At 62.7% G+C, this 17,937-nt stretch carries 20 protein-coding genes; 9 read left to right on the top strand and 11 right to left on the bottom strand.

Annotated features, from left to right (window positions below):
* Nucleotides 1–37 precede the first annotated feature (37 nt).
* The 5 genes from ychF to CK228_RS20785 all read left to right on the top strand — a co-directional run bounded on the left by ychF (nucleotide 38) and on the right by CK228_RS20785 (nucleotide 3,478).
* Entirely contained in the window at nucleotides 38–1,141 is a 1,104-nt protein-coding gene (gene ychF, locus CK228_RS20805; protein WP_095789060.1) for a redox-regulated ATPase YchF, read from the top strand.
* 27 nt (nucleotides 1,142–1,168) lie between these two features.
* Nucleotides 1,169–1,300 (top strand): hypothetical protein, encoded by a 132-nt coding sequence (locus CK228_RS35815; protein WP_280951030.1) that lies wholly within the window; start codon nucleotides 1,169–1,171, stop codon nucleotides 1,298–1,300.
* 151 nt (nucleotides 1,301–1,451) lie between these two features.
* Nucleotides 1,452–2,426, top strand: a complete 975-nt coding sequence (gene corA, locus CK228_RS20795) for a magnesium/cobalt transporter CorA (RefSeq protein ID WP_095773530.1) — start codon at nucleotides 1,452–1,454, stop codon at nucleotides 2,424–2,426.
* 114 nt (nucleotides 2,427–2,540) lie between these two features.
* Complete coding sequence (locus CK228_RS20790; RefSeq protein ID WP_095773529.1) at nucleotides 2,541–3,011, top strand: MaoC family dehydratase; 471 nt, start codon at nucleotides 2,541–2,543, stop codon at nucleotides 3,009–3,011.
* A complete protein-coding gene (locus tag CK228_RS20785; RefSeq protein WP_095789059.1) occupies nucleotides 3,008–3,478 on the top strand; it encodes a MaoC family dehydratase in 471 nt (156 codons plus the stop codon). Before CK228_RS20790 ends, CK228_RS20785 begins: the two co-directional genes overlap by 4 nt.
* A gap of 170 nt (nucleotides 3,479–3,648) precedes the next feature.
* Here CK228_RS20785 and CK228_RS20780 read toward each other — a convergent pair whose 3' ends face one another.
* The 6 genes from CK228_RS20780 to petA form a co-directional block, all read right to left on the bottom strand.
* Nucleotides 3,649–4,194 carry an adenine phosphoribosyltransferase gene (locus CK228_RS20780; protein WP_027047299.1) on the bottom strand — a complete coding sequence of 182 codons (546 nt, stop codon included), beginning with the start codon at nucleotides 4,192–4,194 and terminating at the stop codon, nucleotides 3,649–3,651.
* Between the two features lie 167 nt (nucleotides 4,195–4,361).
* Nucleotides 4,362–5,507 (bottom strand): alpha-hydroxy acid oxidase, encoded by a 1,146-nt coding sequence (locus CK228_RS20775; protein WP_179295988.1) that lies wholly within the window; start codon nucleotides 5,505–5,507, stop codon nucleotides 4,362–4,364.
* A 174-nt stretch (nucleotides 5,508–5,681) separates the two neighbouring features.
* Nucleotides 5,682–6,377 carry a phosphatase PAP2 family protein gene (locus CK228_RS20770; protein ID WP_095773526.1) on the bottom strand — a complete coding sequence of 232 codons (696 nt, stop codon included), beginning with the start codon at nucleotides 6,375–6,377 and terminating at the stop codon, nucleotides 5,682–5,684.
* A gap of 128 nt (nucleotides 6,378–6,505) precedes the next feature.
* Nucleotides 6,506–7,363 carry a cytochrome c1 gene (locus CK228_RS20765; RefSeq protein ID WP_095773525.1) on the bottom strand — a complete coding sequence of 286 codons (858 nt, stop codon included), beginning with the start codon at nucleotides 7,361–7,363 and terminating at the stop codon, nucleotides 6,506–6,508.
* Between the two features lie 27 nt (nucleotides 7,364–7,390).
* Entirely contained in the window at nucleotides 7,391–8,692 is a 1,302-nt protein-coding gene (locus tag CK228_RS20760) for a cytochrome b N-terminal domain-containing protein (protein ID WP_095773524.1), read from the bottom strand.
* 16 nt (nucleotides 8,693–8,708) lie between these two features.
* A complete protein-coding gene (gene petA / locus CK228_RS20755; RefSeq protein WP_010911121.1) occupies nucleotides 8,709–9,269 on the bottom strand; it encodes a ubiquinol-cytochrome c reductase iron-sulfur subunit in 561 nt (186 codons plus the stop codon).
* 315 nt (nucleotides 9,270–9,584) lie between these two features.
* Between petA and CK228_RS20750 the strand changes: the two genes are divergently transcribed.
* Both CK228_RS20750 and CK228_RS20745 read left to right on the top strand, forming a co-directional pair.
* A complete protein-coding gene (locus CK228_RS20750; protein ID WP_095773523.1) occupies nucleotides 9,585–9,929 on the top strand; it encodes a cupin domain-containing protein in 345 nt (114 codons plus the stop codon).
* Between the two features lie 71 nt (nucleotides 9,930–10,000).
* Complete coding sequence (locus tag CK228_RS20745) at nucleotides 10,001–10,885, top strand: alpha/beta hydrolase (protein WP_095789057.1); 885 nt, start codon at nucleotides 10,001–10,003, stop codon at nucleotides 10,883–10,885.
* On the opposite strand, the gene CK228_RS20740 is transcribed toward CK228_RS20745, so the two are convergent.
* The 5 genes from CK228_RS20740 to CK228_RS20720 are packed head-to-tail and all read right to left on the bottom strand — an operon-like array spanning nucleotide 10,866 to nucleotide 15,857.
* Complete coding sequence (locus CK228_RS20740) at nucleotides 10,866–11,177, bottom strand: DUF6665 family protein (protein WP_095773521.1); 312 nt, start codon at nucleotides 11,175–11,177, stop codon at nucleotides 10,866–10,868. The genes CK228_RS20745 and CK228_RS20740 overlap by 20 nt on opposite strands.
* Nucleotide 11,178: 1 nt before the next feature.
* A complete protein-coding gene (locus CK228_RS20735; protein WP_095773520.1) occupies nucleotides 11,179–11,646 on the bottom strand; it encodes a GNAT family N-acetyltransferase in 468 nt (155 codons plus the stop codon).
* 4 nt (nucleotides 11,647–11,650) lie between these two features.
* Entirely contained in the window at nucleotides 11,651–13,534 is a 1,884-nt protein-coding gene (locus tag CK228_RS20730) for an ABC transporter ATP-binding protein (protein ID WP_095789056.1), read from the bottom strand.
* A 10-nt stretch (nucleotides 13,535–13,544) separates the two neighbouring features.
* Nucleotides 13,545–15,431, bottom strand: a complete 1,887-nt coding sequence (locus tag CK228_RS20725) for an ABC transporter ATP-binding protein (protein ID WP_095773518.1) — start codon at nucleotides 15,429–15,431, stop codon at nucleotides 13,545–13,547.
* A 30-nt stretch (nucleotides 15,432–15,461) separates the two neighbouring features.
* Nucleotides 15,462–15,857: a hypothetical protein gene (locus CK228_RS20720; protein WP_095773712.1), complete on the bottom strand. Its 396-nt coding sequence runs from the start codon at nucleotides 15,855–15,857 to the stop codon at nucleotides 15,462–15,464.
* 491 nt (nucleotides 15,858–16,348) lie between these two features.
* Between CK228_RS20720 and CK228_RS20715 the strand changes: the two genes are divergently transcribed.
* Together CK228_RS20715 and soxR are read left to right on the top strand one after the other, a co-directional pair.
* Nucleotides 16,349–16,807, top strand: a complete 459-nt coding sequence (locus CK228_RS20715; protein ID WP_095773517.1) for a tRNA (cytidine(34)-2'-O)-methyltransferase — start codon at nucleotides 16,349–16,351, stop codon at nucleotides 16,805–16,807.
* A gap of 155 nt (nucleotides 16,808–16,962) precedes the next feature.
* Nucleotides 16,963–17,412 carry a redox-sensitive transcriptional activator SoxR gene (gene soxR / locus CK228_RS20710; RefSeq protein ID WP_095789055.1) on the top strand — a complete coding sequence of 150 codons (450 nt, stop codon included), beginning with the start codon at nucleotides 16,963–16,965 and terminating at the stop codon, nucleotides 17,410–17,412.
* Nucleotides 17,413–17,937 lie beyond the last annotated feature (525 nt).

Here is a 17,937-nt window from a genome sequence, read left to right as displayed (position 1 = left end):
CATCAAATTTCGCTTTTCCCGATAGGACTGGACAAAAATGGGTTTCAAATGCGGCATCGTTGGCTTGCCCAACGTCGGCAAGTCGACGCTCTTCAACGCGCTGACCAGGACGGCGGCGGCGCAGGCCGCCAACTATCCGTTCTGCACCATCGAACCGAACACCGGCGAGGTGGCGGTGCCCGACCCGCGCCTGCAGAAGATCGCGGCCATCGGCAAGTCCAAGGAGATCATCCCGACCCGCATCTCCTTCGTCGACATTGCCGGCCTGGTGCGCGGCGCCTCGAAGGGCGAAGGGCTGGGCAACCAGTTCCTCGCCAACATCCGCGAGGTCGACGCCATCGTGCATGTCCTGCGCTGCTTCGAGGATGACGACATCACCCATGTCGAGGGCCGCATCGACCCTGTCGCCGACGCCGAGACGGTCGAGACCGAGCTGATGCTCGCCGACCTCGACAGCCTCGAGCGCCGCATCGTCCAGATCCGTAAGCGCGCCGGCAGCAAGGACAAGGAAGCAACGACCGTGCTGCCGATGATGGAGGCAGCGCTCGAGCTGCTGCAGGCCGGCAAGCCGACCCGTATATTGCTCAAGGGCATCTCGGCGGAAGATTTGCGCATCCTGCAGGGCCTGAACCTGCTGACCTCGCACCCCGTGCTCTATGTCTGCAATGTCGCGGAGGCCGATGCCGCGACCGGCAACGAGCACACCAGGGCCGTGGAAAAGATGGCTGCCGCGCAGGGCGCCGGCACGGTGGTGATCTCGGCCGCGATCGAGGCCGAAGTCGCCCAGCTCTCCGACGAGGAAGAGATGGAATTCCTGTCCTCGCTCGGCCTCGACGAGCCCGGCCTCAACAAGGTCATCCGCGCCGGTTATGAGCTTTTGCATCTCATCACCTATTTCACCGTCGGGCCGAAGGAGACGCGCGCCTGGACCATCCACAAGGGCGACAAGGCCCCGCAGGCCGCCGGCGTCATCCACACCGACTTCGAACGCGGCTTCATTCGCGCCCAGACCATCGCCTATAACGACTTCATCACGCTGGGCGGCGAAGTGGCGGCCAAGGAAGCCGGCAAGGCGCGAGACGAAGGCAAGGAATATGTCGTCCAGGACGGCGACATCATGCTGTTCAAGTTCAATACCTGACGCCTGGCGGGTCGTCACCAGGATCTGGTGCTCGCCGGCCGGAGCATCCGCTACAATCTCGGCTCGAGCTGGATAGAGCCTTTTCTCGAACGGTACGGGCCGCCGGAAACCGAGCCGGCGAAGCTTTCCTGGTATCGGCTGCTCGACGAGTTCTTCTGAGCGGTCGATCCCGGCCCGGCTCCCGACGCTTGTCTTGATTTTGTCATGGCACGGGTCTAAGCGGCTGGCACACGGTCGCGCACGCGACGAAGAGCCGTGCAATCCGACACGACGCGCAATCCGAACGAACCTTCGCAGGGGAGATCTGGCGATGATCAAGGCATTTGTCGTGGACAATGATCGCCTGCGCGTCGTCGACGACCTGCTGGCCGATGGCGACAGGGTCGTCTGGGCCGACCTGATCAGTCCGACCAAGGAAGAAGAGGCCACCATCGAGAACTGGCTCGGCGTCGCCGTCCCTACCCGCGAGGAGATGGAGGAGATCGAGATTTCCAGCCGCCTCTACATAGAGGATGGCGCCTACTTCATGACCGCCACTTTGCCTGCCCAGACCGAGGTCGACGATCCCCTGATGTCGCCCGTCACCTTCGCGCTCGCCGGCAACAGGCTGATCACCATTCGCTATCATGAACCCAAGGCCTTCAAGACCTTCCCGCTGCGCGCCGAGAAGGTGGCGACCGGCTGCACCAGCGGCGACACCATCCTGATCGGCCTCCTGGAAGCGATCGTCGACCGTCTCGCCGACATCCTCGAACGCGCCGGCCGCGATATCGAGACGATTTCACGCGACATTTTCCAAGCGCGCTCGACCAAAGTGTCGAAGCGCAACCGCGACTTCCAGGAGCTCTTGAAAGCCATCGGCCGCAAGGAAGATATCGCCTCGTCCGTGCGCGACAGCCTGATCTCGCTGCAGCGCCTTGCCGGCTTCCTCGCCCATGTCGCGACCCAGACCAAGATGAGCAAGGATGTCCGCGCCCGCATCAAGACCTTGTCGCGCGATGTGCTGTCGCTCGCCGACCACGCCACCTTCCTGTCGCAGAAGATCTCCTTCCTGCTCGACGCCACGCTCGGCATGATCTCGATCGAGCAGAACGCCATCATCAAGATCTTCTCGGTCGCCGCCGTCATCTTCCTGCCGCCGACACTGGTCGCCTCGATCTACGGCATGAACTTCGACGTCATTCCCGAGCTGAAATGGGAGTTTGGCTATCCCTTCGCCATCGGCATGATGATCCTGTCGGCGATCCTGCCCTTCTGGTATTTCCGCCGCCGCGGCTGGCTCTGACCGCTGCCGCCGGCGCCGGCTGCCTCAGGCTGGCTCACCAGAAAGGACTTGACCAAATCGCTGCCGGCCTGCATCCGGGTTGCCCGATCCTTGGGATTTGACCGGATTGCCGACATGAGCGCAAAGACATGGGCCTATGAGGATTTCGTCGAGGGCGCCTCGTTCGACCTCGGCACGAAACAGGTGAGCGCGGCCGAGATCATCGAGTTCGCCAGTGAATTCGATGCCCAGCCGATGCATCTCGACGAGGAAGCCGGCAAGGCCAGCATCCTCGGCGGCCTCTCGGCCTCGGGCTGGCACACCTGCGCCATGTTCATGCGCATGCTGTGCGATGCCTTCCTTTTGGACTCCACCTGCCAGGGCGCGCCCGGCGTCGACCAGGTCAAATGGAAGAAGCCGGTCCTGGCTGGCGATACGCTCAGAGGCAATTTGGTTGTCCTGGCCAAACGCCTGTCGCGATCGAAGCCGCAACTCGGCTTCATCACCATGCGCAGCGAACTGGTCAACCAGCGCGGCGAAAGCGTCTTCGAGCTTGAGAATTCCGTCATGTTCCTGACGCGCGATGCCGCGGGGTGTCAGGCATGACCCTGGATGAATTCTTCCGCATCGGCACCACGATGACGCTGGGCTCGCACACATTCGAGCCCGAGGCGATCAAGGCGTTCGCCCGCAAATACGACCCGCAGATCTTCCATATCGACGAGGCGGCCGCCAGGAAGAGCGTGCTCGGCGGGCTTTGCGCCTCCGGCTGGCACACCGCCGCCACCTGGATGAAGCTCAACCTCGAAGCGAGCATGGATGCCGAGGGGGCCAGTTGGAAGGGCCCCGGCCCGGCCCCGGAATTCGGCCCCTCGCCCGGCTTCAAGAACCTGAAGTGGCTGAAGCCGGTCCATGCCGGCGAGACCGTCACCTTCAGCCGCACCGCGCTGTCCCATCGCGCCATCGCCTCGCGCCCCGGCTGGCGAATGCTGTCGCTGCGCGCGGAAGCTTTCGATTCGACCGGCGACAAGGTGCTGGAGTTCGAAAGCGCCGTGCTGGTGAAGGTAGAGTAGCCGCAACGCCCCTTCCTTCTCCCCTTGTGGGAGAAGGTGGATCGGCGCGCAGCGCCGAGACGGTTGAGGGGTGTTCCAGCGGAGTGAGGCGTTGGCGTTCCCTGGAACACCCCTCATCCGTCGCCTTCGGCGACACCTTCTCCCACAAGGGGAGAAGGAAGAACCGCCTCTCAATGTCCCTCGAACCCGATCAGCGTCCTTACCGGCACGCCAAGCGCCTCGAGCTTGGCGCGGCCGCCGAGATCGGGCAGGTCGATGACGAAGCAGGCGGCAAGAATATCGGCGCCGATCTGGCGCAGCAGCTTGACCGCCGCTTCCGCCGTGCCGCCGGTGGCGATCAGGTCGTCGACCAGGATCACCTTTTCGCCTGGGGAAATGCCGTCCTTGTGCATTTCCATTTCGTCCAGCCCGTATTCCAGGCTGTAGGCGACGCGCACCGTCTCGAAAGGCAGCTTGCCCTTCTTGCGGATCGGCACGAAGCCGGCCGAAAGCTGGTGGGCGACGGCCCCGCCCAGGATGAAGCCGCGTGCCTCGATGCCGGCGATCTTGTCGACCTTCTGGCCGGCATAGGGATGCACCAGTTCGTCGATGGCGCGGCGGAAAGCGCGCGCATTGCCAAGCAGCGTGGTGATGTCGCGAAACAGGATGCCGGGCTTGGGATAATCCGGGATGGTGCGGATCGCCGCCAGCAGCGTGTCTTCGAGCGAAGGTTTCATGAGGCGGCTCCGGATGATCCAGCTGACAGGTTTGGAACGCGCGGGAGGCTGATCGTAGCCCGACGCGACCGACAACGGCTAGCGCGATGTGGCGGCCGAGACAAGCGCGTCCGGCAAAGGATTGGCCTGGCCAGGCGCAGTGACCGTCCGCGCCGATCCTCTGCTGGTCACCGGAAGCGCAGGTTCTCGCGCGACAATTGTCCGATCGAACTGCAGCCCATCAGCTTCATGCCGCGTTCGATCTCGACCCGCATCTGTTCAAGCGCCCGTTCGACACCCAGCTGGCCGGCCGCCGCCAGCGGAAACAGATAGTAACGGCCGATGCCGACGGCCTTGGCGCCGAGCGACAGCGCCTTCAGCACATGCGTGCCGCGCTCTACGCCGCCATCCATGATGACGTCGATCCGGTCGCCGACGGCATCGACGATCTCGGCCAACTGGTCGAATGCCGCCCGCGAGCCGTCCAGCTGCCGGCCGCCATGATTGGAAAGCACAATGCCGCTGCAGCCGATCTCGACGGCGCGTTTGGCGTCCTCGACCGACATGACGCCCTTGAGGCAGAACGGGCCCGACCACTGCCTGACCATCTCGGCGACATCGTCCCAGGTCATCGACGGGTCGAGCATTTCGGTGAAATAGCGGCTGATCGACATCGTGCCGCCGCCCATGTCGACATGTTCGTCGAGCTGCGGCAGCTTGAACCCCTCATGGGTGAAATAATTGATCGCCCAGGCCGGCTTGAGCGCGAACTGCGCCATCCCCGCGAGGTTGAGCTTGAAGGGAATGGCAAAGCCGGTGCGCTTGTCGCGCTCGCGGTTTCCCCCGGTGATGCTGTCGACGGTCAGCATCATCACCTCGACGCCAACTTGCTTCGCCCGCTGCATCATCGCCCGGTTGAGGCCGCGATCCCGGTGGAAGTAGAACTGGTAGACCTGCGGACTGGCACTGATCCCGCGCGCCTCCTCGAGGCTGACCGTGCCAAGCGAAGAGACACCGAACATGGTGCCGTATTTGGCGGCGGCCTTGGCCACCGCGCGCTCGCCCTGATGATGGAACAACCGCTGCAGGGCGGTCGGCGAGCAATAGAACGGCATCGCCAGCTTCTGCCCCATCACCGTCACCGACATGTCGATCTCGCTCACCCCGCGCAGCACGTTGGGAACGAGGTCGCAGGTCTCGAAGCTTTCGGTGTTGCGGCGATAGGTGACCTCGTCGTCGGCCGCGCCATCGATGTAGTCGAAGATCGGTCCCGGCAGCTTTCGCTGCGCCATGCGGCGGAAATCGGAAAAGTTATGACAGTCGCGAAGCCGCATCATCGTTTCCCAGGCCCATGGCAGGCCAGCATTCGCCCGCCCTTCTATGCCTCGAATATCAATCCGATGCAGCCCTGCCAACGGGCTAATTGCGGAACTCGCGCCGAGCATGGCCGTGAACAGAAAAGGGGCGCCTGGAGCGCCCCTCGCGTCGAAGCCGACTGCTGACGGAATTTACATGCCGAGATCGGAACGAAGCTCTGCCCTGGCCACTTCGTATTCGGCCTTGAAGTCGTCCCGGTTGAGCAGGACAGCGGCAATGACGCTGCCGGAAATCCTGCCCATCTCGACGTCGGACGCATAGTGGATACCGCCAACCTCACGGTTGTGGGCGTATTCGGCCGCCCGCGCCATGATCTCGGCGCGCTTCTCCGGAACCATGTCGGCCAGGATGATGCCCATCATGGTGCCGACGGTGGCGTGGCCGGATGGCCAGGAGCCGGAGCTCGACAACTTGACCACAGGCTTGACGAGGTCGCTGAGCTGATGCGGACGCGGGCGCTTCCAGACATCCTTGGCCGGATCGACGACAGCGCCTTCGGTCTCGACCACGCGATCGAAGAAGGCACTGAATTTCGGCAGCTTGTCCTTGTTGAAATTCGGCCCCATCACATTGGCAAAGCGCCAGACATTCTCCTCGGAGTCGGCAACGGCGCTGGCCACCATCTCGGGCGTGCGTGTCACCTGCAGCGTCAGCACCTCGCCGAGTTCGGCCTTGGTCTGCGCCGAATCGTTTGCCGGTGGCGGCGGCAGGATCATCGTCAGGTCGATGTCCTTGTACGTGACGAAGGGTTTTGCGTCTTCGGCCCGGGCGGCAGAGCCGATGACCAGCAACAGCAGACCGGCTGTCAGCGATGCGTATTTCTTCATGGGTGCGATCCTTTTGTGCGAATGGCGCAGGATCGCTGTTGGCGGTGACGGTCATGTGACACAGCATGTCGCCGGACATGCAAAAAAGGCGCCTTTCGGCGCCTTTCTTGGTCGTTGGCTACGCCGGCTTAGTGGGCCACGCCTTCCCACACCTTGCGCTTGGTCAGGTAGACCAGCGCGCCGAAGAGCAGCAGGAACACCAGCACGCGGAAGCCCATCTTCTTGCGGTCTTCCATGTGCGGCTCGGCGGCCCACGTCAGGAAGGCCGATACGTCGCGGGCATACTGGTCGACTGTCTGCGGCGAACCGTCATCATAGGTCACCTGGCCGTCGGAGAGCGGCTTGGGCATCTTCAGCGACACGCCGGACATGAAGTACGGGTTGTAGTGCGTGCCCTCGGGAATGACCATTCCGGCCGGCGGCGTCTGGTCGTAGCCGGTCAGCAGCGAATGGATATAGTCGGGGCCGCCCGCGTCATACTGGGTGAAGATATCGAAGACGAACTGCGGAAAGCCGCGCTCGACGCCGCGCGCCTTGGCCAGCAGCGACATGTCGGGCGGGGCAGCGCCACCATTGGAGGCAGCCGCGGCTTCCTCATTGGCGAACGGCGCCGGGAAATGGTCGGACGGCTTGCCGGGACGGTCGAACATGTCGCCGGCGTCGTTGGGGCCGTCATGGATGGTGTATCCGGCGGCCAGCGTCTTGACCTGGGCTTCGTTGTAGCCGAGGTCCGACAGCGTGCGGAACGCCACCAGGTTCATCGAATGGCAGGCCGAGCAGACTTCCTTGTAGACCTTCAGGCCGCGCTGCAGCTGCGCCTTGTCATAGGTGCCGAACGGGCCGGTGAAGCTCCAGCTCATTTCCTTCGGCTCGTCGATCGGGAAATGCGTGGGTGCCGCGGCGTTGTGCGCCTCTTCGGCCGCGAACGCTGCGGTGCCGGCGGCCACAAGGCCGACCAGCGCCAGCGAGGTGAGAATCTTTTTCATGCCAAATCCCCTTAGATTCTCTACCGCTCAGCCCTTGGTCTCTGGCGCGGCCGTGGCGCCCGCCGGATGCCCGCTGCCACCCTTGTTCTTTTCGAGCACCGCCTCGGTGATCGAGTTCGGCAGCCTGCGCGGCGTCTCGATCAGGCCAAGCACCGGCAGCGCGACCAGGAAGAAGGCGAAGTAGAAAAGCGTCGCCATCTGCGCCATGAAGACATAGCTGCCTTCCGCCGGCTGCGAGCCCAGCCAGCCGAGCAGGATGGCATCGGCCACGAACAGCCAGAAGAACAGCTTGTACCAGGGCCGGTAGACCGCCGAGCGCACCTTGGAAGTGTCGAGCCAGGGCACCAGGAACAGCATGACGATGGCGCCGAACATGCACAGCACGCCGCCGAGCTTGGAATTGATCGGCCCGATGTTGAAAGTGATGGCGCGCAGGATCGCGTAGAACGGCAGGAAGTACCATTCCGGAACGATATGGGCCGGGGTCTTCAGCGGGTTGGCGACCGTGTAATTGTCAGGATGGCCGAGATAGTTCGGCAGGTAGAAGACGAAATAGGCGAAGACGAACAGGAACACGATCATGCCGAACGCGTCCTTGATGGTCGCGTAGGGCGTGAAGGCGACGGTGTCGGTCTTCGACTTGACCTCGATGCCGGTCGGGTTCGACTGGCCCACCACATGCAGTGCCCAGACGTGCAGCACGACGACGCCGGCAATCATGAACGGCAAGAGGTAGTGCAGCGCGAAGAAGCGGTTCAGCGTCGGATTGTCGACGGCAAAGCCGCCGAGCAGCAGCTGCTGGATCCAGTCGCCGACCAGTGGAATGGCGCTGAAGAAGCCGGTGATGACGGTGGCGCCCCAGAAGCTCATCTGCCCCCATGGCAGCACATAACCCATGAAGCCGGTCGCCATCATCAGCAGATAGATGATGCAGCCCAGGATCCACAGCAGCTCGCGCGGCGCCTTGTAGGAGCCGTAATAGAGGCCACGGAAAATATGGATGTAGACGGCGACGAAGAAGAACGAGGCGCCGTTGGCATGCAGGTAGCGCAACAGCCAGCCGGAATTGACGTCGCGCATGATCTTTTCGACGGAGCCGAAGGCGAGATTGGTGTCGGCCGTGTAGTGCATGGCCAGCACGATGCCGGTCAGGATCTGCGCCGCCAGCATGATCGACAGGATGCCGCCGAAGGTCCAGGCATAGTTGAGGTTGCGCGGCACCGGATAGGCGACGAAGCTGTCATAGACCAGCCGGGGCAGCGGCATGCGGGCGTCGAACCAGCGTCCGAGACCGGTTTTGGGCGTATAGGTCGAGTGTCCCTCGCTCATCGAAATATCCCCTGCCTCAACCGATAAGGATCTTGGTATCGGAAATGAATTTGAATACCGGCACAGCCATGTTTTCCGGTGCCGGGCCTTTGCGGATGCGGCCGGCGGTGTCGTATTGCGAACCATGGCACGGGCAGAACCAGCCGCCGAAATCGCCTTCCTGGCCGAGCGGGATGCAGCCCAGATGCGTGCAGACCTGAACCATCACCATCCAGGCTTCCTTGCCGGGCGTGGTGCGGTTGGCGTCGGTCGCCGGCGCATCGGCCGGCAGATTGGCGTTGCGGGCGATCGGATCCTTGAGATCGGAGAGGTTGACGGCCTCGCCGTCCTTCATTTCCTTTTCGGTGCGGTTGCGCACCACGACCGGCTTGCCGCGCCACTTGACGATCAGCGACATGCCAGGCGTCAGCGAGGCGACATCGACTTCCACCGAGGCGAGCGCCAGCGTCGAGGCATCGGGGCGCATCTGGTCGATGAAAGGCCAGGCGACGGCGCCGGCTCCGACCACGGCAGCCATGCCCGTGGCGACATAAAGAAAATCTCGACGATTGGGATCGTGGATGTCGGTTGCGCTCACGGGTGCCTGATCCTTTCGCCTCTTCCGCGCCGGTGGCCGAGCCTTGTTCCCCGCTCAATCACGCCAACCCGACAGCGCATGGCGAACAGGCTAGCGAATTCCTCCGGCATTTGGACTTCGGTTTATGCGTGAAGCCCGTTTTTGTCCAGACGGCTCAAGGCACAAGGGCAGATTGTCGCGGGGACAAAATCCCCTATTGTCCGGTGGAACGGCAGAGGGCCGCAAAAGGCTGCTAAACAACCGGGAAATATCAGCAAAATCCAAGGCTCAAGCTTGCCTCGACACGGGGCGCCGGTGTGATCTATCCTCCATCGCATGGCGCACGTCATAGACCGCGACGAATGGGCAGTTCGCTCCGACCATTGGAAGGGCGAGTTGCAAGGCGGCGCCTACGGCTCCAGCTCCTGCCTGATTTTCAACTACCTGCCCGATGTCGGCGGCGGCCCACGGCTGCATTCCCACCCTTATGCGGAGATCTTCATCATCCGCCAGGGCACCGGGCTGTTTACCGTGGGCGACAAGGAAATCGAGGCTTCCGCCGGCCAGATCGTCATCGTGCCACCCCACACGCCGCACAAATTCACCAATCTCGGTCCGGGCCCGCTGGAAACGACCGACATTCACGAGAACGGCACGTTCATCACAAAGTGGCTCGAGTGACGGTTCAAGGCCCTGTCGAATTCCCGATTGCCGCCTAGATCTATGGCAGAGGCAGTCGGCAGGATCAGGACATGCAAGTCTCGACCGTCGAAATCGAAGGGCTGAGCATTGCCATCCGCGAGGCGGGTCCGGCCGAAGCGCCGGCATTCCTCCTGCTGCACGGATGGCCGCAAAGCTCCTACGCGTTCGAACGGGTGATCGGCCGGCTGGCAGCCGACTACCGGGTCGTCGCCCCCGATCTGCCCTGCATCGGTGGCTCACAAGGCATGCCCCGGGCTGGCGACAAGCGGACCCTGGCAAGGCTGATGAGAGGCGTCGCCGAGGCTTGCGAGCTGCGGCACCTCGTGGTCGCCGGCCATGATGTCGGCGGCCAGATCGTATTTGCCCTGTTGCGCGACCATCCGGACATTCTCAGCGGCGCCGTGATCATGGATGTCGTCATTCCAGGCGTGGCGCCGTGGGAGAAGGTCATTCGCAATCCGCAGATCTGGCACTTTGCATTCCATGCCGTTCCGGCCTTGCCGGAAACGCTGGTGAGCGGCCATCAGAGCGCCTATTTCGACTTCTTCTTCAATGTGCTTTCGCAGGATCGGGCCGCGATCCCCGACGATGCCAGGGAAATCTACGCAAAGGCCTATTCCCGGCCCGAAAGCCTCCAGGCCGGTTTCGCCTGGTATCGCGCCTTCCCCGAGGATGCCAAGGCCAATGCCGCGCGGCCCGCCACGCCGATCGCGGTTCCGGTGCTGTATCTCAGGGGTGCGGCCGGGCCCGGCGAGATCGGCGACTATGTCGATGGCCTGCGGGCTGCCGGGCTCTCGAATGTCATCGGCGACGTCATAGCCGACAGCGGGCACTTCGTCGCCGACGAGAACCCCGAAGCGCTCGCCATCCGCCTGGCGCGATTCCATAGGGAAATCTCCGCTGCAAGCGCCGAGCCTAGCGGGCGCCGAGCCTGACCAGCACGGCCCTGGGGATGTCGTATTCGCGGATGACGCCATCGTGCTTGCGCAAGCCGCACAGCTCGCGCTGGATGAAATAGCCGTGCACCGCCTCGGCGGCCTGCTTGAGAAGCTTGGGGCGCAACTCCTCATCGGCATTGTCGCGCAACATGGCCAGCGTTTCCTCGACCTTTTGGCCGGCGCGGCCGAGTGCGGCCGCCTTTTCGGCCAGGACTTCGTGGCCAAGCGCGTCGAAGGCCGCTTCAGCGGCCGAAGAGCCGGCAAGACGGGACGGCGGACGCAAGGACATTTCAGTTCCCCTTCCCCAAAAGCATGCGGTGGGTGACGAATTCTTCGCCTTCCACGCGCCGAAAGCCAAGCCTTTCATAGAAGCCGAAGGCGTCCCGCGGCGCGCGGGTGTTCAACGCGGTGAAATGGCGGCGTGCCCGATCGATGACGGTCTCGACCAGCATGCGGCCGAGGCCGGCGCGGCGGTGAGGCGCGCTGACGAACAGGTGCCGGACCCGGCCCTGGTCCCTGCCCCCGGCATAGGGATCGATGTTCAGCCCGCATACACCGGCAAGTTCGGCGCCATGCCACGCCCCGAACAACGCCTCGCCCCGCTTGAGGAACTTGTTGCGGCCACTTGCCCAGCCATCCGCCAGGCGCACGAGCATCCAGTAGCCTTCCAGCCGGCTCTCATCCTTCAGCCTGTCGAAGGCCGGCGTGGTCGGCCGGAGCCGCTTGAGCACATAACCGACTTCCGGCGTCCCGCCCATGCGCCTACTCCGCCGGCCGCGTCTCTTCGAGCACGCTGTCCTCGTGAGAGAGGAAGCCGCCGGACTGCCGCCTCCACAGCCGCGCATAGAGCCCGCCGAGTGCCACCAGTTCATCATGCGTGCCTTGCTCGACGATGCGGCCGCCGTCGAGCACCACCAGCCGGTCGAGCGCGGCGATGGTCGACAGCCGGTGGGCGATGGCGATGACCGTCTTGTTCTCCATCAGCCGGGCGAGATTCTCCTGGATCGCCGCCTCGATGTCGGAATCGAGCGCCGAGGTCGCCTCGTCGAGGATCAGGATCGGCGCGTCCTTCAGAAAGACGCGGGCAATCGCCACGCGCTGGCGCTGGCCGCCCGACAGTTTGACGCCGCGCTCGCCGACATAGGCCTCGTAGCCGGCGCGCTCCCGGTTGTCGCGCAGGCCGAGGATGAAGTCATGCGCCTCGGCCTTCTTGGCCGCCGCGATCACCTCGGCGTCGGTTGCATCCGGCATGCCGAGCTTGATGTTGTCACGCAGTGAACGGTGGAAGAGCGCCGTATCCTGGCTGACGACGCCGATATTGGCGCGCAGCGAATTCTGCGTGACTTTGGCGACGTTCTGGCCATCGACAGTGATCGACCCGCCTTCCAGGTCGTAGAGCCGCAGGATCAGGTTGGCGAGCGTGGTCTTGCCGGCACCCGATGGCCCGACCAGCCCGACCTTTTCGCCGGGCTTGACGACAAGGTCGATGCCGTTCAGCACGCCGAACCCCTTGCCATAGTGGAACTCGACCCCCTTCACGTCGATGCGTCCGCCGGCAACGACAAGCTCCCTGGCATCGGGCGCATCGACGAGCCCCAGCGGCTGCGAGATCAGCGCCTTGGAATTCTCCAGCACACCGAGATTCCGCAATATGCCGTTGAGCTGCATCATCACCCGGCCGAGCAGCATGTTGAGCCGCAGCACCAGCGACAGCGTGAAGGCGACCGCGCCGACGGTGATCGAGCCTTCGACCCAGAGATAGACGGCAAAGCAACCGATCGTCGTGATCATGACGCCCGACAGTGTCGTCAGCGCCATACGCACGCCGGTCAACCGGCGGGTGAAGGGGCGCAGCGCGTCGAGATAGATGTCGAAGCCGTTCTTGATATAGCGGTCGTCGCCGTCGGCCGAGAACAGTTTCAGCGTCTGCACGTTGGAATAGGAATCGACGATGCGGCCATTGATCATCGAGCCGGCCTCGGCTGTCGCCTCGGCATGCTTGCGGATCGCCGGCAGATAAAGTTTCGCCAGCCAGCCGAAGGCGGAAATCCAGATCACCACCAGCACCGCCAGTCGGAGATCCAGTCCGGCGACCAGCGCCAGCGTCGTCACCGTGTAGACGACCATGAACCAGATGACCTCGATGAAGCTCTCCATCAGGTCGCCGGTCGCTTGCCCCGCCTGCCAGACTTTCGTCGCGATGCGGCCGGCGAAATCGTTCTGGAAGAAGGCGTAGGACTGGCGCGACACATGCCGGTGCGCCTGCCAGCGCACCAGATTGTAGAAGCCGGGCGTGATCGTCTGCTCATCGACCAGCGCCGACAGGCCGACGACGATGGTGCGGATGACCAGCACCACCGCGATCATGAACACCAACTCGGGGCCGGCGGCGGCCCACAGCGCGTGCCAGCTGCGCCCGCCGGGAAGCTGGTCGAGGATGTCGACCAGCCGCCCGACGAAGTAGAACAGGCCGGCCTCGACCAGCGGCGCGATGCCGCCGATGACCAGCATGGCGAAGAAGGCGAACTTCGCCTGGCCGACATAGTGCCACAGAAAGCCGCCGACACTCGACGGCGGCCGAAGATTCGTCGGCTCCCTGAACGGATAGACCCAGTTCTCGAACCAGCGATAGATGGCTGTCATCATGCGGCGGCCATCATTCTGCGGCTTGCCCTTTCGCGATCACGTCATTGGCGACATCGGCCGGTATGTCCTCGAGCAGGAACCCGCCCGACTGGCGCTGCCACAGCTGCGCGTAGAGCCCGCCCTTGGCGACCAGTTCCTCGTGCGAACCTTCCTCGATGACACGGCCTTGATCCATCACCACAAGCCTGTCCATCGCCGCGATTGTCGACAGCCGATGGGCGATGGCGATGACGGTCTTGCCCTGCATGAGCTTGTAGAGGTTCTCCTGGATGGCCGCTTCCGCCTCGGAATCCAGCGCCGATGTCGCCTCGTCAAGGATAAGTATAGGCGCATCCTTCAACATAACGCGAGCAATGGCGATGCGTTGCCGCTGGCCGCCGGACAATTTGACGCCGCGGTCACCGACATAGGCGTCGAACCCCTTGCGGCCCTTGTGATCCGCGAGCCCGCCAATGAAGTCCAGCGCCTCGGCCCGCCGCGCCGCCTCGACAAGCATCTCGTCCGAAGCATCGGGCCGGCCGTAGAGGATGTTCTCGCGCACCGAACGGTGCAGCAGCGAGGTGTCCTGCGTGACCATGCCGATCTGGGCGCGCAGCGAATCCTGCTTCACGCCGGCGATCTCCTGGCCGTCGATCAGGATCTTGCCGCTTTCCAGATCGTAGAAGCGCAACAGCAGGTTGACCAGCGTCGACTTGCCGGCGCCCGAGCGGCCGACAATGCCGACCTTCTCGCCCGGCTTCACCGTCAACGACAGGTTTTCGATCACGCCTTTCTGCTTGCCATAGTGGAAGCGGATATCCTCGAAGCGGATCTCGCCCCTGGAAACGGCGATCGCCTTCGCATCCGGCCTGTCCTCGACAAGGCGCGGCAGCGAGATCGAGGCGATGCCGTCCTGCACGGTGCCGATGTTCTCGAACAGGCCCGACATCTCCCACATGATCCACTGCGACATGCCCCACATCCGCAGCACCAGGCCGATGACCACGGCGACCGCGCCGATCGTCACCACTTGCCCCATCCACAGCCACAGCGAGATGGCGGTGACCGAGAACAGCAGCAGGGCGTTCAGAATGTAGAGTGTGCCGAAAAGCACCGTCACCAGCCGCATCGACCGGTAGACCGTGTCGAGGAAGCCCATCATGCCTTCCCTGGCGAAGGTCGCCTCGCGCTTGGCATGACTGAACAGCTTGACCGTCTGGATGTTGGAGTAGCTGTCGACGACACGGCCGGTCATGACCGAGCGCGCATTGGCCTGCTCCTCGCCGACCTTGCCCAGCCGGGGAATGAAGTAGCGCAGCAACAGCACGTAGCCGACCAGCCAGACCGCCAGAGGCGCGGCCAGCCGCCAGTCGGCGGAGCCGACGATCAACAGCATGCCGAGGAAATAGACGATGACGTAGTTGAGCACGTCGATCACCTTGATGACGCATTCGCGCACGGCGAGTGCGGTCTGCATCAGCTTGGTGGCGATGCGGCCGGCGAACTCGTCCTGGTAGAAGCTCATCGACTGGTTGAGCAGGTAGCGGTGCACCTGCCAACGGATGCGCATGGGATAGTTGCCCATCAGCGTCTGCTGGTTGAGCAGCGAATGCACCCATACCGTGCCCGGCAGTGCGAACAGCACGATGAAGGCCATTCCGGCGAGCTTCCAGCCTTCCGTCTGCAGGAAGGTTTCGCGATTCTGCCCCGACAGCCAGTCGACGATGCGGCCGAGGAAGCCGAACATCCAGACTTCCGCGATGGCGATGGCCGCCACCAGCACCGCGTCGACAAGGATATAGGGCCAGGCGCCGCGCGTATAATGCAGGCAGAAGGCTACCAGTGTCTTGGGCGGCTCGACCGGTTCCGCAGCGGGGAACGGATCGAGCCTTCTTTCAAACCAGCTAAACAACAACATAGGTCATGCCTGTGAAAGTCTGTTTTCCGCTTACGCGGCGCGTGAACGTACGAAGTCCTCGGACCGTGTGGCGCCGAGGGCCGACGGTCCGGAATCGTCCGGACCGTCGGCCCCACTTCGTCCAATATAGGGGTTCGCGGGCTTTTCGCCGACAGGCTCGTTTGCCGATCCTGACGGCGCGGTGTCGACAAGCCTGATTTTCGCACCCGGCCGGATCAGCCGGATGATCCGGCGCACCAGCGAAGGTCTGCTGGGGTCCGGAACAGCGTGCGAGAAATCGACATCCGGCAGCATGCCGCGATGCGGCCGGCGCCGGACTTCGGCATGGACCGCGGACGAATAGGTCTCGCCGATCAACAGCGCCCAGGTCGGCAGTCGGTGGATATGCAGGCTCCTCGAGCCCGGTATTCTGTAGGGATCGAACATCGGTCCGTCCTCCGTATGAAAATAAAGATGAAAAGGCCAAGCAACATCGTCCGCCGGCATTCGGCCGGAGGCGCGGATTGCCTCGGTCCGCAACCGACGCTCGGCATCGGTCTGGACACGATAAGCGTCGGTCCGGACACGACTGAACGAGTCGGTCCGGACATGTTCAGCTGGGGCGTTCAGCCCTTTTGACTTTTTGAAAAACATCGCAGGATTCCTTCAAGAGCCGAAAAATCGTCTCGGCGGGAATCGGTGCGATCAAGTCTTAGAGAGTCAGGTGAATCGTCGTACCGAAGCCGCCGGCAGGCGTACAAGCCCACGAGAGGGGCGCTGGATGTGCATGGTCATCATGAGTGTCCCCTCCATCGGTTCGGGTTGACAATGCGACTGACATACCCGACTTCGCAGAAAATGGCCACCCGCAGGTCCAGGAATTTCCAAAACCGGGAAGCTCCTGTGGCCGATCTGCCACTTATTAGAAGGATGCGGAAATGAACCGTCGTCTCCGCATCGCGCTCTACCAGCCGGACATTGCCGGCAATACCGGGACAATCCTGCGCTTCGCCGCTTGTCTCGGCCTTGGCGTCGACATCATCGAGCCGGCCGGCTTTCCGCTTTCCGACAAAGCGCTCAAGCGCGCCGGCATGGACTACCTCGAAATGGCTGCCCTGACCCGGCATGTCGACTGGAACGCCTTCGAGGACTGGCGCAACAAGGACGGGCGCCGGTTGGTGCTTCTGTCGACCAAAGCTGCGACCCCCTACACCAGCTTCAGCTTTGCGGACGGCGACATCCTTCTGTTCGGCCGCGAATCCGCGGGCGTGCCGGATCCTGTCCATCAGGCGGCGGATGCGCGGCTGACTATCCCCATGCAGGGCATCGCGCGCAGCATCAATGTCGCGCTGTCCGTCGCCATGGTGGCGGGCGAGGCCGTCCGGCAGCTCGGATAGGATCGGCGGCCCATCGACAGCCTTGCCGTCGCCGACGACAGCGGTTTCTCTGGCCATTCTCACCCAGGCGCACATCGCCTTCTCCTGTCATTTGCCCAATCAGCATTTCTTCGCTACAAGCTCAACTTAACTTGAGGTCAAGCGGAAAATCGGAAATGGCTCCAGCATCGGAATTGACGGTCGGCCAGGTGGCCATGCGCAGCGGCGTAGCGGTGTCGGCACTGCATTTTTATGAGACGCGCGGGCTGATCCGCAGCCACCGCACGTCAGGCAACCAGCGCCGTTACGGCCGCGACGTGCTGCGGCGGGTGGCAATCATCAAGGTCGCGCAGGAGGTCGGCATCTCGCTCGCCGAAATCGGCGAAGCCCTTGCGTCGCTGCCCGAAAGCCGCACGCCGACGCGCGACGACTGGGGATTGCTGTCGACCGCATGGCGCGACGCGCTCGACCACAAGATCGCCCAGTTGAAGAAACTGCGCGACGGGCTGAGCGACTGCATCGGCTGCGGCTGCATGTCGATCGACAAATGCCCGCTCAGGAACAAGGGGGACCGGCTGGCAAATGAGGGACCGGGCGCCCGACGATTGATACGTCAGGCGCCTTAAATCAAAGACAGGTTTCGATACCAATGGACATCGGCTCGCTATCGATTTGCTTCGAATCTGTCGCAAGCCAATTGGTGCCAGGCGCATAGACAAATATACCACAAGATATTACCATATATTGGGTTTTCGCTTTATGGGGAAGTAGGGAGGGGGCATTGCGATGATCGCGTTCGTGAAAAAATACTGGTCGATCATTTCTACGATACTATCAAGTTCATTTTTCTTATTTATATTGGCTTTCTGCATATTCTATGTTTTTAATAGAAGTAAGTACTTTATTGACGTAGATATTTCGCTTGATGGGCCAGGAAATAATTGTCATTTCATGTCGCCGGATAAAATTTCTGACATTGTCTCAATGCGGTCAAATAGGTACATAAGAAATTCAACATCAGATAAAAGAGATATAGCCGGATTCGGATCTGTTAAAAATCCAGATAAATCGACAGAATTACTACATGAGTACTACAACTCCAATAGCTATGCTAAGCTAATTGGATATATATCTGTCTCTTATACACATCT

It is taken from the genome of Mesorhizobium sp. WSM4312 (genome assembly GCF_002294875.1).
Classification (GTDB): Bacteria; Pseudomonadota; Alphaproteobacteria; order Rhizobiales; family Rhizobiaceae; genus Mesorhizobium.
The sequence above is the reverse complement of the archived record's forward strand: the minus strand, read 5'-3'. Positions and strand labels throughout refer to the sequence as shown.

Excerpts from the sequence above, each read along its gene's own strand:
- ychF (WP_095789060.1), top strand. The coding sequence starts at position 38 with ATGGGTTTCAAATGCGGCATCGTTGGCTTGCCCAACGTCGGCAAGTCG.
- corA (WP_095773530.1), top strand. The coding sequence starts at position 1,452 with ATGATCAAGGCATTTGTCGTGGACAATGATCGCCTGCGCGTCGTCGAC.
- CK228_RS20790 (WP_095773529.1), top strand. The coding sequence starts at position 2,541 with ATGAGCGCAAAGACATGGGCCTATGAGGATTTCGTCGAGGGCGCCTCG.
- CK228_RS20785 (WP_095789059.1), top strand. The coding sequence starts at position 3,008 with ATGACCCTGGATGAATTCTTCCGCATCGGCACCACGATGACGCTGGGC.
- CK228_RS20780 (WP_027047299.1), bottom strand. The coding sequence starts at position 4,194 with ATGAAACCTTCGCTCGAAGACACGCTGCTGGCGGCGATCCGCACCATC.
- CK228_RS20775 (WP_179295988.1), bottom strand. The coding sequence starts at position 5,507 with ATGCGGCTTCGCGACTGTCATAACTTTTCCGATTTCCGCCGCATGGCG.
- CK228_RS20770 (WP_095773526.1), bottom strand. The coding sequence starts at position 6,377 with ATGAAGAAATACGCATCGCTGACAGCCGGTCTGCTGTTGCTGGTCATC.
- CK228_RS20765 (WP_095773525.1), bottom strand. The coding sequence starts at position 7,363 with ATGAAAAAGATTCTCACCTCGCTGGCGCTGGTCGGCCTTGTGGCCGCC.
- CK228_RS20760 (WP_095773524.1), bottom strand. The coding sequence starts at position 8,692 with ATGAGCGAGGGACACTCGACCTATACGCCCAAAACCGGTCTCGGACGC.
- CK228_RS20750 (WP_095773523.1), top strand. The coding sequence starts at position 9,585 with ATGGCGCACGTCATAGACCGCGACGAATGGGCAGTTCGCTCCGACCAT.
- CK228_RS20745 (WP_095789057.1), top strand. The coding sequence starts at position 10,001 with ATGCAAGTCTCGACCGTCGAAATCGAAGGGCTGAGCATTGCCATCCGC.
- CK228_RS20740 (WP_095773521.1), bottom strand. The coding sequence starts at position 11,177 with ATGTCCTTGCGTCCGCCGTCCCGTCTTGCCGGCTCTTCGGCCGCTGAA.
- CK228_RS20735 (WP_095773520.1), bottom strand. The coding sequence starts at position 11,646 with ATGGGCGGGACGCCGGAAGTCGGTTATGTGCTCAAGCGGCTCCGGCCG.
- CK228_RS20730 (WP_095789056.1), bottom strand. The coding sequence starts at position 13,534 with ATGATGACAGCCATCTATCGCTGGTTCGAGAACTGGGTCTATCCGTTC.
- CK228_RS20725 (WP_095773518.1), bottom strand. The coding sequence starts at position 15,431 with ATGTTGTTGTTTAGCTGGTTTGAAAGAAGGCTCGATCCGTTCCCCGCT.
- CK228_RS20720 (WP_095773712.1), bottom strand. The coding sequence starts at position 15,857 with ATGTTCGATCCCTACAGAATACCGGGCTCGAGGAGCCTGCATATCCAC.
- CK228_RS20715 (WP_095773517.1), top strand. The coding sequence starts at position 16,349 with ATGAACCGTCGTCTCCGCATCGCGCTCTACCAGCCGGACATTGCCGGC.
- soxR (WP_095789055.1), top strand. The coding sequence starts at position 16,963 with ATGGCTCCAGCATCGGAATTGACGGTCGGCCAGGTGGCCATGCGCAGC.